The sequence below is a fragment of the Lactiplantibacillus sp. ME-2 genome (genome assembly GCF_022549155.1).
In the GTDB taxonomy this organism is placed as follows: domain Bacteria; phylum Bacillota; class Bacilli; order Lactobacillales; family Lactobacillaceae; genus Lactiplantibacillus; species Lactiplantibacillus plantarum.
Genome location: NZ_JAKZEQ010000007.1, coordinates 42187 through 58621 on the forward strand (window position 1 = coordinate 42187; position 16435 = coordinate 58621).

At 45.7% G+C, this 16435-nt stretch carries 21 protein-coding genes and 1 other annotated feature (1 of these 22 cut by a window edge); of the genes, 4 read left to right on the forward strand and 17 right to left on the reverse strand.

Features of this window, described 5'->3' with window-relative positions; all coding sequences use genetic code 11:
• Positions 1–29 precede the first annotated feature (29 nt).
• The 11 genes from MMY95_RS03965 to MMY95_RS04015 all read right to left on the reverse strand — a co-directional run bounded on the left by MMY95_RS03965 (position 30) and on the right by MMY95_RS04015 (position 7390).
• Positions 30–614 carry a PepSY domain-containing protein gene (locus MMY95_RS03965; RefSeq protein ID WP_053267660.1) on the reverse strand — a complete coding sequence of 195 codons (585 nt, stop codon included), beginning with the start codon at positions 612–614 and terminating at the stop codon, positions 30–32.
• Positions 615–903: 289 nt separating this feature from the next.
• The gene (gene rpmF, locus MMY95_RS03970; protein ID WP_003638547.1) at positions 904–1083 is read right to left on the reverse strand and encodes a 50S ribosomal protein L32; all 180 of its coding nucleotides are present in this window, start codon (positions 1081–1083) and stop codon (positions 904–906) included.
• 59 nt (positions 1084–1142) lie between these two features.
• On the reverse strand, positions 1143–1697 hold the full coding sequence (locus MMY95_RS03975) for a YceD family protein (RefSeq protein WP_053267659.1): 555 nt from the start codon (positions 1695–1697) through the stop codon (positions 1143–1145).
• A 124-nt stretch (positions 1698–1821) separates the two neighbouring features.
• Complete coding sequence (locus MMY95_RS03980) at positions 1822–2973, reverse strand: nucleotidyltransferase (RefSeq protein WP_015380248.1); 1152 nt, start codon at positions 2971–2973, stop codon at positions 1822–1824.
• A gap of 14 nt (positions 2974–2987) precedes the next feature.
• The gene (locus MMY95_RS03985; RefSeq protein WP_003645186.1) at positions 2988–3722 is read right to left on the reverse strand and encodes a class I SAM-dependent methyltransferase; all 735 of its coding nucleotides are present in this window, start codon (positions 3720–3722) and stop codon (positions 2988–2990) included.
• Entirely contained in the window at positions 3719–4075 is a 357-nt protein-coding gene (rsfS, locus tag MMY95_RS03990; protein WP_003645187.1) for a ribosome silencing factor, read from the reverse strand. Before rsfS ends, MMY95_RS03985 begins: the two co-directional genes overlap by 4 nt.
• A 17-nt stretch (positions 4076–4092) precedes the next feature.
• A complete protein-coding gene (yqeK, locus tag MMY95_RS03995; protein ID WP_003640291.1) occupies positions 4093–4710 on the reverse strand; it encodes a bis(5'-nucleosyl)-tetraphosphatase (symmetrical) YqeK in 618 nt (205 codons plus the stop codon).
• Positions 4694–5329 (reverse strand): nicotinate-nucleotide adenylyltransferase, encoded by a 636-nt coding sequence (locus MMY95_RS04000; protein ID WP_003640290.1) that lies wholly within the window; start codon positions 5327–5329, stop codon positions 4694–4696. The genes yqeK and MMY95_RS04000 overlap by 17 nt, the downstream gene beginning before the upstream one ends.
• 12 nt (positions 5330–5341) lie before the next feature.
• Complete coding sequence (gene yhbY / locus MMY95_RS04005) at positions 5342–5656, reverse strand: ribosome assembly RNA-binding protein YhbY (protein ID WP_003640289.1); 315 nt, start codon at positions 5654–5656, stop codon at positions 5342–5344.
• 70 nt (positions 5657–5726) lie between these two features.
• The gene (gene yqeH, locus MMY95_RS04010; RefSeq protein WP_003640288.1) at positions 5727–6863 is read right to left on the reverse strand and encodes a ribosome biogenesis GTPase YqeH; all 1137 of its coding nucleotides are present in this window, start codon (positions 6861–6863) and stop codon (positions 5727–5729) included.
• Entirely contained in the window at positions 6860–7390 is a 531-nt protein-coding gene (locus MMY95_RS04015; protein WP_003640287.1) for a YqeG family HAD IIIA-type phosphatase, read from the reverse strand. Before MMY95_RS04015 ends, yqeH begins: the two co-directional genes overlap by 4 nt.
• Before the next feature lie 692 nt (positions 7391–8082).
• Between MMY95_RS04015 and MMY95_RS04020 the strand changes: the two genes are divergently transcribed.
• A complete protein-coding gene (locus MMY95_RS04020; RefSeq protein WP_003645189.1) occupies positions 8083–8565 on the forward strand; it encodes a hypothetical protein in 483 nt (160 codons plus the stop codon).
• Between the two features lie 3 nt (positions 8566–8568).
• On the forward strand, positions 8569–9882 hold the full coding sequence (locus MMY95_RS04025) for a glycosyltransferase family 2 protein (protein WP_241277510.1): 1314 nt from the start codon (positions 8569–8571) through the stop codon (positions 9880–9882).
• 224 nt (positions 9883–10106) lie between these two features.
• On the opposite strand, the gene MMY95_RS04030 is transcribed toward MMY95_RS04025, so the two are convergent.
• Positions 10107–10853 (reverse strand): amino acid racemase, encoded by a 747-nt coding sequence (locus MMY95_RS04030; RefSeq protein ID WP_003640284.1) that lies wholly within the window; start codon positions 10851–10853, stop codon positions 10107–10109.
• Positions 10854–11228: 375 nt separating this feature from the next.
• Entirely contained in the window at positions 11229–11576 is a 348-nt protein-coding gene (locus MMY95_RS04035; protein WP_003644291.1) for a helix-turn-helix domain-containing protein, read from the reverse strand.
• Between the two features lie 164 nt (positions 11577–11740).
• Here MMY95_RS04035 and MMY95_RS04040 point away from each other — a divergent pair, with 164 nt between their 5' ends.
• Together MMY95_RS04040 and MMY95_RS04045 are read left to right on the forward strand one after the other, a co-directional pair.
• Positions 11741–12772: a zinc-binding alcohol dehydrogenase family protein gene (locus MMY95_RS04040; RefSeq protein WP_053267657.1), complete on the forward strand. Its 1032-nt coding sequence runs from the start codon at positions 11741–11743 to the stop codon at positions 12770–12772.
• Positions 12773–13181: 409 nt separating this feature from the next.
• On the forward strand, positions 13182–14444 hold the full coding sequence (locus MMY95_RS04045) for a replication-associated recombination protein A (RefSeq protein WP_053267656.1): 1263 nt from the start codon (positions 13182–13184) through the stop codon (positions 14442–14444).
• Between the two features lie 171 nt (positions 14445–14615).
• Here the strand turns inward: MMY95_RS04045 and MMY95_RS04050 are convergent, their stop codons facing one another.
• The 4 genes from MMY95_RS04050 to infC form a co-directional block, all read right to left on the reverse strand.
• A complete protein-coding gene (locus MMY95_RS04050; RefSeq protein ID WP_238352300.1) occupies positions 14616–14840 on the reverse strand; it encodes a hypothetical protein in 225 nt (74 codons plus the stop codon).
• Between the two features lie 330 nt (positions 14841–15170).
• A complete protein-coding gene (gene rplT / locus MMY95_RS04055) occupies positions 15171–15527 on the reverse strand; it encodes a 50S ribosomal protein L20 (protein WP_003640279.1) in 357 nt (118 codons plus the stop codon).
• A 36-nt stretch (positions 15528–15563) separates the two neighbouring features.
• The gene (gene rpmI, locus MMY95_RS04060) at positions 15564–15758 is read right to left on the reverse strand and encodes a 50S ribosomal protein L35 (RefSeq protein ID WP_003638526.1); all 195 of its coding nucleotides are present in this window, start codon (positions 15756–15758) and stop codon (positions 15564–15566) included.
• 21 nt (positions 15759–15779) lie between these two features.
• Positions 15780–16280, reverse strand: a complete 501-nt coding sequence (gene infC, locus MMY95_RS04065) for a translation initiation factor IF-3 (RefSeq protein ID WP_003640278.1) — start codon at positions 16278–16280, stop codon at positions 15780–15782.
• A gap of 44 nt (positions 16281–16324) precedes the next feature.
• Positions 16325–16435 (reverse strand) — a sequence feature (ribosomal protein L20 leader region) (it continues 13 nt past the right edge of the window).

The window sequence follows — 16435 nt, forward strand, 5'->3', positions numbered from 1 at the left end:
CGCCCCTTTTCACCAGCAACCACGTGGTACTAATCGTCGTGCTCAGTTTCCAAAATATGACCTTCATAGGCATCAATCTTAATATCGACTTGCTGCTTTCCTTGATGTACCTGAACCTCCCAGTAAGTGGTGCCATTGTCCTTATCGAGCTTGAGTTCGCTAGCATAGCCACCGTTACGATCATGGATGGCAATCGCCACCGCTTTACTAGGACTGATTACCTTGTTAAGATTCAGCCGGTCACCCTCAGCGTCAGCTTGATCATCTTGATCCAGCATCTCAGACTGCTTACTGATGACCTTCCCGGTTCGCCCATTGAGTTGTAATTCATGTTCCTGGGTGCCGCCAACGCCTTCCAGCGTGTAAACCGGTCGACCGAGTTGGTCTTCTAACTCAATACTCGTCACACTGGCGTCCGGATATTGTTGCTGAAACTTTTTGATGGCTGCGGCTAATGACACTTTCGTTTTGGCTGTCACACTTTTGGTCGAATTACTTTGGCTGCTAGTTGATTGGCTTGTCTCCTTATTTTGCGTCGACTGTTGGGTGCCACATCCAGCTAACAGAACCACGGTGAGTAGTGCTAACCCGATCCCATATTTTTTGCTCATCATCTCCATAACCCCCTTGTCGCTGCGTCAGTAACACTTATTATGAAGCCGTACCCATATTTGATAGTCTTAGTATACGGAAGGGAGACGCCTCATCGCAATCAATATGCAAAGCCACTCGCTTGACCGCGCTGGCAGCTCAGTCAAACCTTATTTCAAGAAGTGCTGGTCTCGACTCAAACTTAATTGAAGACAACAAAAAAAGCCCACCTAAGCGGGCTTTTTGATCGTATTATGGTAACGAAAAGTTCCATGCGCCATGGCCGCAATGCAACTTTTCACCAACTAACAATTAGTTGTTTACTTTTACGACTTGCTTGCCGTTGTAGTATCCACAACTTGGGCAAACACGGTGTGATACACGTAATTCGCCACAATTTGGGCATGGTGCCAAATTTGGTGTAGCCAATTTAATATGACCACGACGGTTGCGTTTACGCATCTTAGATGTTCTTCTTGCTGGTACAGCCATCAACCTACACCTCCTTCAAGTGAATTCACATAATGTGTGTTTTGATACGCCTAGCTAACTTAATCCTTGCCTTCCTGATCAGGGAACAGGTTTTTTAACTTAGCTAAACGCGGATCAACAGTTTTAAGTTCTGCAGCTTGCAACGCTTGGTCGTCCTCGGAGAGAACTTCCCAGCCCTTACCAGTTGGCATTGGGGCGCCGTCTTGTTCAGCTTCAGAAAGAATCTGCATGGGGATGTGAATTAAAATATTATCCTCCACAGCGACATCAAAATCTAAAATATCATCTTCAGGTAAAATAATTACCGTATCAGTTTCTTCGTCAAAACGACTCAGATCGGTTCCCTGAGGAACATAATATTCCGTCATTTGAAAAGCCAATGGGACATCCACTGGCGTCAGCGAGCGACTAGACGGCAATGTTAACATTGCGTCAATCTTCGCCGTGATTAACACATTATCCTTATCATAACTCGCTAACCCAGTTGCGTGAACTGACTTAACATCGATAATTTCTGGATAACGGCTCATCAAGGAGTGTTTTAAATCCAATGCTTCATCAAACTGAAGTGGCGTTTCACGGTATGTTTTAAGCTGTGAAAGTGACCATTTCATTTAAAAACCTCCTAATGCAACGTGATAAATTATACCTGTGTAAAAATCCTTTGTCAATGTTTTTTCCTTGACAGTCCAAAATGCCCGTCATTAGACCTAACCATATCAAGAAAGCCCGCCGCGGTCAACCAATTGTTACCGGTAACCGCCATGGTTGTCGATATAAATCTTGCGATTGCCCATTAATTAATTGATAGACGCGCCCCGCCCGATAATCGAGATTCAGAGCATGCTGGCGTAAGTCTTGATTGATTTTCGTATACAGCGGCAACGGGAGCTGTTTCTTCACTTGATGCAAATAAGCCTGCCCCTTAGGTGTGAAGCCTAAGACGCGCAGATAATTATGTGCCTGTGCCTTCTGGACTTCTGCCTGAGTAAGTTGTAGTAGTGCGGCTGTCGCCACCCGCTGCAATCGTGTATACGTATAGCGTTTTGACTTGACCTGATGAATAAAGTCATCAAAAGTCGTGGCGTGTTGGGCCATCGCCTGCATCCGGTATTCCAAGCCTTCCGCCATCTGATCATACTGTCCACTACGGGCAACGTCGACGGTCAGCAATTGATACTGTAAAAATGGCCAAAAGTCGCTCCAGCGCTGCAGTCGTTGCGTAGTCAGTGCCGTGAACGTGTCGGCCGGGACAACTGGTTTCAGCGCCGCCCAATCCTGTGCAAGTGCCGCTTGGCGCACCGCTGTCCCACTGGCGTAGCGACTATCGGCCGCAATTGTCGTCGTCGCGTGATCCGCTTGGCGGCGTTTGATCGGCAGTAACTGCATCGGATGTGCCAGGGCCTGATTGGCAGCGTAATAACAGAAGCTCAGCATATCATTGGCTGCCGTCAACGTCACGCCCGTGGCAGCTTGCAAGGCCGCGTTAAACTGAGTGGCAAAAGTCGCATTATAGTGGGTAAAGCTGCCCTGCCGCGCCGCAATTGCCGTGGCCAACCGTTGAAAGTCCAGCTCAGGATGTTCCGCACCAAAAACAACACTCGTACAGTCCAGTGCACTGAGTAGTTCAATACCACCCCGTGCAAATAAATGGGCAGGTTGGGTCGCAAAAAACACGGGCAGTTCAATTACTAGATCCGCCCCATTTTCCAAAGCCAGCTTCGCACGTGTCCACTTGTCTAAAATGGCCGGTTCACCGCGTTGCAGCCAATCACCACTCATCACAACAACAACACAGTCGGCATTGGTCAACTGTTGTGCTTGCCGCAAATGGTAGCGATGCCCATTATGCAACGGATTGTATTCAGTTATTAACCCGACTGCTTGCATTCTTGTTCCTCCTACTACTTACGACACTTGAAGAACCACCGCGTGGTCTGATCATCCGGTTGTTGGCGGCCAAAATCGGCGCTGACCGTGACATGATTAAAACCGGCTGCCTGCAGAGCTTGTTGATAATCAGCCAACACATAAGTTTGTTCTTGATGTAATTCACTGACCTCGTCGAAGGCCTGCTTATCATCATTATAAATAAAGAACGTTAAATCGTGCTCAGCACTGTGCGGCTGTTCACCGGCATAGCTTGTCCACATAAAAGCCCGATCCTCATCGCGATAATTGTACATATAACCAGGATAGACCTCATCCGTCTGATAAGGTGTAATGACGTCGAATAAAAATTCGCCGGCCGCTGTCAAATGTTGAGCCACTTGTTCAAATGCACGTTGGACTGTCGTAATATCGGGCAAATAGCAGAACGAATCAGCAAAACAGGTAACCGCATCAAAGGTCCCAATTTCAGATAAATCGAGCATATCCCCTTGTAATAGCGGTAAGGTCACGGCTGCCTCGTCCGCATGGCGCTGTGCCAGTGCTAACATGTTCTCCGACAAATCTAAACCGGTGACCTGATAGCCGGCTTGGGCTAACAACACCCCTAAGCGTCCCGTCCCACAAGCTAATTCGAGCAACTGACCATCTTGGTTAGGATACTCACGACGGACAAAATCCAGCCATTGCTGGTACATGGCTGGATCAAAAAGTTCGTCATAAAGTTCGGCAAACGTCTGATAAATCATGCGTTTACCCATTGTGCAACGTCGACGATGGGCGCATCAGACCATAATTTTTCCAAATTATAGTGTGCCCGCGCATCCTTTTGGAAGACGTGCACGATGACGTCACCGGCATCGATCAAGACCCATTCGCCCGCAGTCCGACCTTCGACGCTCTTAACGTCCGAACCGGCCTTGCGCACAAAGTCCACGATATTATCAGCAATCGCTTGAACTTGGCGCTTGGAATCCGCGGATAAGATGACAAAATAGTCCGCCATCAAACTGACTTCCGCGACGTCTAAGGCCACGATATCGTCGGCACGCTTATCGTCAGCGGCCTCAACAGTTAATTGTAAAAGTTCCTTGCTATCCATAAAACTCTCCCTTAAATTTAATTGGCAAATTGAGGGGCCACACCGCCGACCCACGCGTTATAGGTTGCTAACGTTTGTGGGTAGACTGGCGCACCCTTCTGAATCAGATAATCTAGTGTATGTTGAATCTGGAAACGAACACCGTCAGCCAACGACTTGGCCGTCGCTTCACGAGCCGCTTCAACACCGGGGAAGTCCCGGGCTGGTTCAATAAAATCGGCCATGAAGATGATTTGGTCCAGTTTAGTCATATAAGGCGCACCGACCGTGTGTAACCGCACCGCATTCAAAATTGGCTCATTGTAGATGTGCAACTCATCTTTGATCAGTTCAGCGCCAACATAGCCATGCCAGACCCCGTTCCCATACGAAACCAGGTTGGGGTCCATGCCATGCGTCTTAATGAGCTGAATAAATGTTTGATCATCGCGTTGCTTGGCGTAGTCGTGTAATAACCCCGCAATTCCAGCTAACTCGACATCAACACCGTTGTCAGCAGCTAACTGCCGCGCAGTCTCCTCGACCCGTAAGCAGTGTTGATAGCGTTTGTCAGTCAACTGGGCGGCAACTTTTGCCATTAGCTCCTCGTGACGATATGGAACAATCGCTTCAGTATACTCAATCGTTTTGCTCATACAAATGATGCTCCTTAATATAAGCGGCCACGGCTTCTGGAACCAGATAACGGACCGAATGCCCATGGCTGATTTTTTGACGAATCTGAGTGGAACTAATATCGATCAACGGTGCGTCGACCCAAATAACCGGATATTGACTCGTCGTTGGGTACCCGGTTCGTTTGATACCAACAAAGGTGACTAATTTAACTAGCTCGTCAATGTGATACCAAGTATGCAAATAATCGACCATGTCGCCGCCAATGATGAAATAGTACTGCGTGTCCGGATGCTTAGCTTTCAAAAACTTCATCGTTTCGTAAGTATAGCTTTTGCCACCCCGCTCGATTTCCGCCGTCTCCAACCGAAATAGTGGATTATCAACAATGGCTTCTTGGACCATATTCGCACGATCTTCCACCGCAATCGTCTTCTTTTCGTCGACATGCGGTGGTTGAGCGTCCGGCATAAAGCGAACTTCATCCAAACCCAGTTGATCACCAACTTGCTGGGCCATGATCAAATGTCCCAAATGCGGTGGGTTAAACGTGCCACCTAAAATACCAACACGGCGATGCGGAATTGCCGTCACCGTTTCCGTCAGAACTTTTGTCGCTGTTTGATTAACCGTCTGCACCCGTCATTCCTCCTATAACTTAGCAACTTCCAATGAATAGTGCTGGTCTTCTTCATGACTAGCTGGCAAGTATAAGACTAACACCCGGCCAATTGTTTGAACGACCGTAATCGCGGTTTTCTGTTCAATTGCAGCTTTAACTTCAGCCGTTGTCACATCAGCATTTTGTAAAATGTTGACTTTAATTAATTCTCGCTTATCCAGCGCACCCGTTAATTGGGTCAACCATTCGTCAGTCAAGCCGTTTTTCCCGACAGCAAATAGTGGCCGCATGTGGTGGGCTTCACCACGTAAATAGTGTTTTTGTTTTCCACGTAAGTTTTCCATTAAGTTTGATTTACTCCTATAATTTTCTGTTTGATAATCGCGAATCAGATTCTACTCCGACCACAACTCATCAACGCTTGTTGATCATAGCTGGGCGCGTCAAGACTGCAACACCCTTTGGTGCCCAGGCTGCTACACGCGTATCCGCAGCCACCGTGACCCATCCGAGGCCTTCAAAGACAATATCACTGATTTCCGTCACTTTGAATTCGTGGCGAACTAGTGGTGGAAAGTCAGCGACAGCATCGCCAGTTGGGGGGGTAATCAGTTCACCCACATGCTTGGTATAAAAGTTGTCCGCATTCTCGGTCCGGGTTCGGTGCAAGGTCAAGTTATTATCAACGTAGACCGTCCCAGTTGCTTTTAACGTATCAACAATATCTAACCGTGCCACCCCACCTAAGAACAAAGTTTGACCGTTGCCTAATTGGAAACCCTTTGGGCGAATCTCGCGTTGTGGTGAGACTAACTTCAGGTCATCGCCTGATAACACGTGGGCCATCTGTTCAGGATGAATAATTCCGGGTGTATCAACCATCATATGACCATCATCCAACGGAATTTCAATCTTGTCTAACGTGGTCCCTGGGAACCGGGATGTCGTGATCAAGTCCTTCAAACCAGTATTGTTGGCAATAATCCGATTGATCAACGTTGACTTACCAACGTTCGTGACCCCTACGACATAAACATCGCGGCCACGACGATATTTTTCAATCATCGCCAAGAGCTCATCAATGGAATGCCCCTTCTTGGCACTCGTTAACGCAACGTCGACCGGTTTGATTCCCTGTGCACGAACTTGTTGATTCATCCATTCCCGCAATTTCGTCCGGCGTAACTGACGTGGCAACACGTCTTCCTTATTACCGACTAACAAAACGGGATTATCCCCAACAAAGCGCTGGAGACCAGGAATGATGCTTCCATTCAAATCAAAAATGTCGACAACGTACACAACCAGTGCGTTCGCATCTCTAATCGTGGCTAACAAATGACGAAAATCATCATCCGTTAAGCCAACCGGCACGATTTCGTTATAGTGCCGAAGCCGAAAACAACGTTGACAGTATAAATCCTGTGCGTCACTAGCTAATGATTTTTGTAACGCACTGTTCGGTGTGTAGCCGGCCGCCTTAGGATCGGTCGTTTGAATCGCCGCACCACACCCAATACAGTATAAAGTTTCTTCTGATGTTTCACTCACTTATTAAGGTCCTCCTGAAAATGCATTTCTGGATAAACATGTGCTAATCGTAATTTGATAAATCGTTCAAAGAAACGGTTTATCCGGGTATTCCACGCGTCCGTCTTCACGATTGGCTGTACTAAGATACTGGGCACGCCCGCAAGATGGGCCGCCCACATGTCGGTGATATACTGATCGCCAACCATGACCACTTCATTTTTGTGTAAGCCCAGGTCATGACGCGCCTTACTGATCCCCAGCGGTAGTGGTTTCAGTGACCGCGAAACAAATGGCAGTTCCAGGCTTTGCAGCGCCTTAGCAATTCGCGCTTCGGAATTGTTCGACACCACCACTAACGGAATGCCCGCGTCTTGTAACGCGTGCAGCCACTTTTTCAGTTCCGGGGTGCCATCCGGATTGTCCCATGCGATCAACGTGTTATCAAGGTCGGTAAATACCGCCTTAATGCCCTGCGCTCGTAACTGCGCCGGTGTCACATTGTAGATTGCTGGTATCATCCAAGTTGGTTTAAATTGCTTAATCATCGTTATCCCCTTCGCTTCTCGCTGGATTTTTTGGTTATTGGCATAACCCCACTAGCCCATTTTATCATACTATTGGTGAAATACCGGACTAAATCAGGTCTGGAGCCGGATTTCACTAGGCAATTGTGCTAAATTTTAGTCATCATTATATAATAATTTGTTTTTTGAAAATAAGCAACGAAAATCCTTCCAAGTTGTCGTAACTTGATGACACCACCTGGATCAAATTTGACTAAGTTGATCGCACCCGCATTTATTTGATAGGTTGGGGCCCGAGTAAGACATTGAAAATAGCACTAAAAGTCGCCAGTAAATTCAGGGCTGTTTTGCCGGTTGCCCTTTTCTCGCCAGTTTATTTGCAATGGCTAAACCACAATCTGACATTCAATCGGCGCACTGACCGTTTTGTCAAATTAGATTAACAAAGTATCCCATTAAGTGTATATTAATTAAAGATACGTGGCTTTTACTTATATCATGATACTGATATGTATATTGATTGCACATCAATGCAATCCTCATGTAAACTTATTGACATGGTTAAATGTTCAGATTGTTCTAAAACTGTTCATCGCAGTTAATGTTAGGCACCCTGGTATTGTTCTATGTCGATAAACTGACAATATCAGTAATGATATAAACTATATGATCCGCACGATCACTAAACAATATGTCATCTCGGAGGTTCGTTTATGGAGAAAAAAGATGTTATGAAACAATACGTTACCGATAAATATTTTTCCAAGGGGCACTGGTGGACGAAACTTTGGCAAACCCTAGTCGCAATTATTACTTGGATCTGCGTTGCCGTACCTGTCTACTGGACTATCTCGTCAACGTTACTTGCGAATAATCCCCAGTTCATTCACGCCTGGAAATACGAAGAAGGTAAGACGCTGTTCTACTTTTTTGACCGGTTCTTTATTATTGCGTTTATCTTAATCGCCATTGTGGTCATTGTCTCCACGATTCACAATAATCACCGGGTCAAGCAGCATATCAGTAAAGAACGGCAATACAACGAAGACCAGTTAGATATTCGGAAGCGGCAACTAAATAACTTTTATACCCAACGATTCGGGCAGGCCACTTTCCGGCAACACGTCAAGCACTACACGGTTGACCCCGAACAAAATCTCGATGTTAACGAAATCCACAGATTGTATGAGGACTAGCCAATGGAAATAATGCAAACACTTAAGCCCTTTGAAAGTATCTGGAACTTTGTTCTATTACTATTAGTCTCCTACCCAATTCTCGGTGCATTTGCCTGGTTTATCGGTGTACTCTGCTACCAGCTGATTTACCGTCATCGTCACAAAGACGATATTGAATTTAAACAACTAACACCTGCAGAACAACCCTTTATCACAATCATGATTCCAGCACATAACGAGGAAGTCATGATTGAACACACAATCAACTATTTAATGAACAATTTAAATTATGAAAAATATGAAGTGCTGGTCACAGACGATGGTTCGACTGATGAGACCCCAGCTATTTTAGAACGTCTCCAGAGCGTGTACGACAACCTACGCGTGGTAACAATCAAGAAAAATCAGGGTAAGGCCCACGCGTTCAACGTCGGTGTCGGCTTTGCCCGTGGTGAATTCATTTTAAGTAATGACGCTGATTCCATTCCAGAACCCGATGCACTGTGGAAATATATGAGTTACTTCATGGGCGAAGAACACGCCAATACGGCAGCGGTCATGGCCAACATGGACGTTCAGAACCGAAGCACGATCATCGCTAAGTCGCAAACCGTAGAATTTTCAAGTATCGTTGGTGTTATCAAGCGGAGCCAAGTCAGTGCTTTAGGTAACATGTATGCCTATAGTGGTGCCAATACAATGTACCGTCGTGACGCTCTGATTGACGTCGGCTTATTCCGGCAAGATCGCGCGACCGAAGATATCAGTATTGCTTGGGATCACCAGTTGAATGGTTGGACGACCGTTTTCTCGCCAGACATTCTATTCTATATGAACGTCCCCGAGAATCTAGACGCCCTTTATCATCAACGCAAACGTTGGGCCAAAGGTGGTACCGAAGTGCTGTTGACCAACTTTAAACGGGTTGTCAGTCATCCCGGTAAGTATTTGAAGCAATGGGCTTTTATTACTGATCAAACACTGAGCATCATCTGGTCCCTATTCTTCTTTGTCTCAACACTGATCTTCCTGATCTCGCTCGTCACCTTCTTCTTTACTGGCAATTACGAGCGCGTCTATCATATGTTCTGCATGGCCTTCATCTTCGTGACCTTCGAAATGTTCGCCGGCGTCTTGCAGCTATTGTCCGCATTGATCGTTGACGACCGTGGCCGCAAGTTTAAATATCTGATTTTCATGCCACTCTACATGCTGATTTACTGGCAGGTTAACGCCCTCGCTCTGGTCACTACGCTGATTCCAGCCGTTAAAACCATCCTGGGTTACGGCAGCGGCACCTGGGTCAGCCCAGTTCGGAAGCACCACACTGAATAATCGAGAACACAAAGCGAGCCTTCAATTGAAGGCTCGCTTTTTTGTTGTGCGGGACTGTGTGGAGACGGACCCAACCTTGTATGTGCGAGAATAGGCTAGTTAGCAACGATTTGAGCGCTTACAATTTTACTATTCTTCATGTATACGAAAGTGGTGTTATAACAGCTACAATCACACGTACTAAATAGATCAAAAATCATTTTTATCCAGTTACCTGCACCCTCCTACCGCCTAATCGATGGCCGCCGACGAAGTATCAACGCTGGCTTAGTTGCCTGTGCGCGTTGGACGGTTGCTCGAGCTAGTTCATACTGTGCGTCAATAATTCGTTCAGAATCATATGGCGCAGCATCCTGAGCCACCGACAATTCGGTGCAGCCGAGAATGACGGCGTCACAATCAGCAGCATTCAATAATTGATCAATTAAGCCATGAAATTTGACCCGATCTACAAAATCACGTTGCTTGATGTCGTCATAAATTAAGGTCATCACTTGAGCTTGCTGCTGCTTATTGGGTATCACAGGAATATGTCCATTAGACCGAATAAGTTGTTGATAAAGTTGCGACTCTAGTGTTCCCGTTGTCGCTAAAATACCGATTCGTAACGGTCGCGGTTGCTGTGATCGACAGGCTGCTGTTACCGCTAAGGCCGGCATATTCAAAATTGGCACGTTAGAAAGCGCCGTCAATGCGGGAATGAAGTAATGTGCTGTGTTACACGTCATCACAATAAACATGACCCCTAATTGATTAAGTAGCTGCACATCCGCTTCCAATGATGGTAACGGGTTGGCACAGTTATGATCCAAAATATATGCGGTGCGATCTGGTATCTCAGCATCATTTAAAATGACGTAGTTTAAATAATCCTGGTCACGATGGGTAACGGTCAGCCGGTTCACGGTATGCACAAAGTCCTCCGTCGCCATTGTTCCCATCCCACCAATGATTCCAAAGCAATTTTTCATAATGGCACCCCCATTTAGCGAACGAGATTTACGGCCATGCTGCACTTCATTAAGTTGTTAATAATTATCTAACATGCACCTCCTAACAAGCAACTAATCCACAACCTATCTCAGACTTAATACGGTATCATTGCTTACTGCAAACCCATGATTATTCAAGAAATGCTGCCAAACAGTGATCTATCGGTGTACTTTTTACGTCAGACTCCCGTTTTATTAGATTAGAAAACAACTAGGCTAGTAAAGAATCACATCAATTCTTTACTAGCCTAGTTAAACAGTCACTATTAATGCGAGCAAGGCACCAAGCACAATCGCCCCTAACAAAACCGACAACAATTCCTTGAAACTCACACTATGCCCGTTCTCACATTCCTATTGACGAGGTTTTCCATTCACTGAATTATACTGTCGGCCCCACGTCTCCATAGCCATAATCACCGGTTTCAAGGTCTGACCAAATGGCGTGATCCAATACTCCGTTTTCGGTGGCACGACCGGATAAACTCGTTTTGCAATCACCCCGTCTTGAACCAATTCTTGTAACTGGCGAGCTAGCATCCGCCGCGAACAACCCGGCAGTCGTTTTTGCAAAATGCTGAACCGGCATGTTCCTGCCGTAAATAAATGATACAAAATCACGCTCTTCCACTTGCCGGCAATAACTTGCAAGGTACTTTCAACCGGACAACCCGGCGTACAATCGTATACTTGTCGCTGCATCTAACTTCCCCTACCTTAATTAAGTGTCTTGATTGTAGCACAACTTTGCCGTCAGACCGGACTAATAGGCGTGACAAATATGTCCCTATGTGGCAAATAATTCACGTCTTGTTTATTCCTCACTGGTAACCTATAGTAATGTCATGAAAGGGGTTTGATTAATAATGCATGCAATTGGTTTTACCGACCACTTACCTATTGAAGATCCTGCTAGTCTACGAGACGTGACGATTTCAAAACCTAGCGCTCAAGGTCATGACTTACTTGTTCAAGTTCAAGCCGTCGCTGTCAATCCTGTTGACGTTAGCGTTCGTAAAACGGGGCATGAGCACCTCATGCGACCCAAGATCCTCGGTTGGGACGCCACTGGTATTGTGACCGCTGTTGGAGAAGCTGTCACCCTGTTTCAACCCGGCGACCACGTCTTTTATGCTGGCTCATTTAGACGTCCCGGCTGCGACAGTGCTTATCACCTGGTTGATGAACGCCTTGTCGGTCACGCCCCCGCGACATTAACAACCGCTGCCCGTGCGGCCATGCCACTTACTTCGCTGACCGCATACGAGGCATTATTTGAACAACTTCACATTCCTTTTGACCCAGCTAAACCTAATTCCGAAAAATGCAATCAAACCATTCTCATCATCAATGGCGCTGGTGGTGTCGGTTCAATTGCTACTCAGTTAGCAAAATTAGCGGGGCTCACAGTTATTAGTAGTGCTTCACGACCTGAAAGTATCGCTTGGACGCAGCAACACGGCGCCGATTTAGTCGTCGATCATCATCATGATTTGGTTAGTGAAGTACATGCTTTATGTATTAAAGATGTCGATTACATCCTCGGATTAAGCGATCTTGACAGTCACTGGAATGAGATATGTACGCTCATTAAACCCGGTGGCCACATCGCATCAATTACCGAAAATCGGCGTCCAATCGACCTTAAAAAACTAACCAAGAAACGCGGGACATTTGCTTGGGAATGGATGTACTCAAAATCCTACTACCACACGGCCGACATGATTAGTCAGCACGATATCTTAGAAACCATTGCGGATTTACTTGACCGTGGCTTGCTTCAAAGCACGCTATCGCAGACACTACGGCCAATCAACGCGCTTAACTTGCGGCAGGCCCATCAACTTATCGAGCAACATCATATGATTGGCAAGGTAGTTATTGAAGGATGGAAATGAGTTGACGGGTATTACGGCTCGCGCGATAATGATCAACTTTAACTCGCCAAATACGCTGTCCTTTTCTGTCTTTTAGTGCTTACAACTGATGTTGCACTCCCCGGGATTCGTTTAATCTGTTTTCCGTATACACGGGGGGGTAATTCCAAGCTATTAATCTCCCCAAGCTGACTCAATACCATCTACGAAACAATATCGCCTTTCTCATTCATCAACAAACATGAAAACTTAAATCAATACGCCTTCAACCCATCACTCGAGCCAACGTCAAACCTATGGTATCAGACTCACTCATTTCAGCATCGTTCCCCGCTAACCTGCCAAACTTTCTTTTTCAGTTTCCAAAATATTAGTGCTATGATGATAGCATCAATTTGACTAAAACACTTAATCAGAAAGGACTTTGAAATTGGCATTTAAAACACCACTGGCTGATCAAATGCGCCCGCAATCACTGGAACAGATGGTCGGGCAACAGGATCTGTTGAAGGCAGGCCAGCCATTACGCCAGATTATTGATCAACATGTTAATATTCCCCTCATTCTGTGGGGGCCGCCGGGAACTGGCAAAACTAGTTTGGCGCAGATTATTGCGAGTCAAGACGATTATCCATTCGTGGCTTTTAATGCTTCGACCGAAAATAAGGCACAGCTGACGAAAGCCATCGCACAATACCCAGAGCAATCGTTTGTTCTATTAATTGACGAAATTCACCGAATGACTAAAACATTGCAGGATTTTTTGTTGCCCTACTTAGAGAATGGGCACGTGATGCTAATTGGCTCAACGACCGAAAATCCGATTATGTCAATCGTTCCGGCCATTCGTTCGCGCTGTCAAATTTTTGAGTTTCAACCACTGAGCGATACAGATATCGAGATTGCTTTACGCCGTGCGGTAACCGACATTTACAACCTAACCGACGATCAGGTGGATGTTAAAGCCCTCAACCTGATCGCTATTTCGGCCGAAGGGGATCTGCGAATTGCGTTAAATATCTTGGAAACGCTCCACGCTATTGACCAGAAGCAAATCACTGTTGCTGCGGTACAACACTTTGCCCAGCAACAGCATTTTAGCTACGACCGGAAGGCAACTAAGCATTATGACTATCTGTCGGCTTATTCGGATTCGATGGCTGGCTCAGATACTGACGCGGCGCTCTACTACTTAACCATTTTGTTAAAAAATGATGACTTACCCTCAGTGGTCCGCCGGCTACGTGAAATTCCATACACTTATATCGGCTTAGCTAACCCGGAACAGGTCACACAAATTGTGGTCGCTGCCAATCAAGCCGAAAAGATTGGCATGCCCAAAGCAAAATATCCACTAATGTTTGCCACCATGCTGATGTGCATTTCACCCAAGTCTGGTTCGTTTGACCAATCTTGGGAAAAACTAGACCAGGACACACAAAATCCAAGTCAGCACCCCATGCCCCGTGGATTGCGCGATATGCACTACAAACACTCCGAGGAAATTACAGGTGGTGGTCTGATCGATAATCCATTCCAAATGCCACATCAGATTGCCCAACAAAACTACATGCCTAAAGGATTGGCTGGTCGTCGTTATTATTACCCTAAAGATAATGAAAATGAACGCAAACTCGGTGCACAATACCTAAAACTGCATCGCTTTATTTATAACGAAGATTATCACGAATAGACAATGGCAGACTGGCTTAACCAATCAGAAATCACACTCGATTTTCATAAATCAGAGTCGCGCACTAAATGGCTCACTTAGGCCGTTATCCACGTATACTCCAAGCGGCATCAAAAAATGGACTCAGTCAAATGACCAAGTCCATTTTTATTTGGCATCATCTTTTATGAATCAGTGCACGCCAGAGACCAAGTCAATTCGCGTCACACTATTATGCCAAAGTTCTTGGGCCGTATAAACATCCTTTTCGAACAACACGACAGTGCCATCCGGTTCAATCCGAGCATTAGCACCCAACCATTCCCAAGATGGCATTAACCACAAATTGCGCCGCTTCCCCTTACCCTTTTTTGGTGACCACGCAGAAACATAGTCATCAATGAAATGTGTACGCATGTATCAAAACTCCCCATTATCAAACTCAATCTGCAAGATGTTGGCGCCCATCCAGACCTTAACTGCTTTAGGTAAAACTGTTACCATGATGACACCCCTTCTCCAAAGCTCCCAGCCAAATAATTAATCAACACATATGTAAGCGATTACATCGTTACTATATCACAATAATGTGTCAAATCAATCTCAAGATTCAGTAAGGACGTCAACACACCGAACCATCTTGTCCAGGAATCGTGTTCCCTTAATCAAGCGTCAAAAAAAACGGCCGCCACCCATACAGGATGACGGTCGTTCAAACATTAGAGCAAGCCCTAATTAAGTTTTAAATTAAGCAAGTGCCTTTTTAGCAGTGTCAACCAATGCCTTGAAAGCATCAGCATCGTTAACAGCTAAATCAGCTAACATCTTACGGTTAACGTCAACGTTAGCTAACTTTAAACCGTGCATTAATTGACTGTAGCTGATGTCGTTGATCCGGGCTGCCGCGTTAATCCGGGCAATCCAAAGACGACGGAAGTCACTCTTACGCCGGCGACGATCGCGGAAGGCGTATAGGTATGACTTCATTACTTGGTCCTTAGCAACCTTAAATTGGATGTGCTTAGCACCACGGTAACCTTTAGCTAATTTTAAAATCCGTTTGCGACGTTTACGTGTTACAGTTCCACCTTTTACTCGAGCCATGTTATTTCCTCCTAGATTTAACTAAAACGTTGTGAATTATTTTTGTAATAACTTGTGGTATGTCTTGACCATTGGCTTTTCGATAATAGCCGTACCACGTAATTGGCGACGTTGTTTCTTAGTCTTACCATGGAAACGATGACTAGTAAAAGCGTTGGCGCTCTTAATCTTACCCTTAGCAGTTACCTTGAAACGCTTTGCAGCAGCGCGGTTTGTCTTTTGTTTTGGCATAATCAATAATCCTCCTAGAAATTACTTATCTGTTTTTGGTGCTAGTACTAGGAACATACTCCGTCCATCCATCTTAGGATAGGCTTCGACCGTAGAAAATTCCTTAGTAGCTTCAATCATTCGATTTAAGACTTGGCGACCAATATCCTTATGGGTAATAGCGCGGCCCTTAAACCGGATGGAGACGCGAACCTTGTCACCTTTTGACAAGAACTTTTCAGCATGTTTCAGCTTCGTGTTAAAGTCATTGGTGTCGATAGCTGGGCTCAAGCGGACCTCTTTGATGCTGACCACTTTTTGCTTCTTACGGGCTTCCCGATCCTTCTTTTGTTGCTCGAAACGGTACTTCCCATAATCCATAATTCTGGCCACGGGTGGTTTTGCTTTCGGCGCAACCAATACTAGATCTAAACTAGCGTCTTCAGCAATCTGCATTGCTTCTTGTCGTGACTTGACACCTAATTGTTCACCATCGCTGGCGATCAAACGTACTTCGCGAGCACGGATGCCGTCATTAACCATTGAATCCTTAGCTATGGTAATTCACCTCCGAAATATTTTAGAGAAATTCACAAAAAGAGCGGGCGCATAGTACGCCCGCTCAACCCCGTTAATGGGAATCAATTCATCGTTCATCTGCCCGATGACTCTGGTCACCAAGGCGAGAAGCGGGTGCT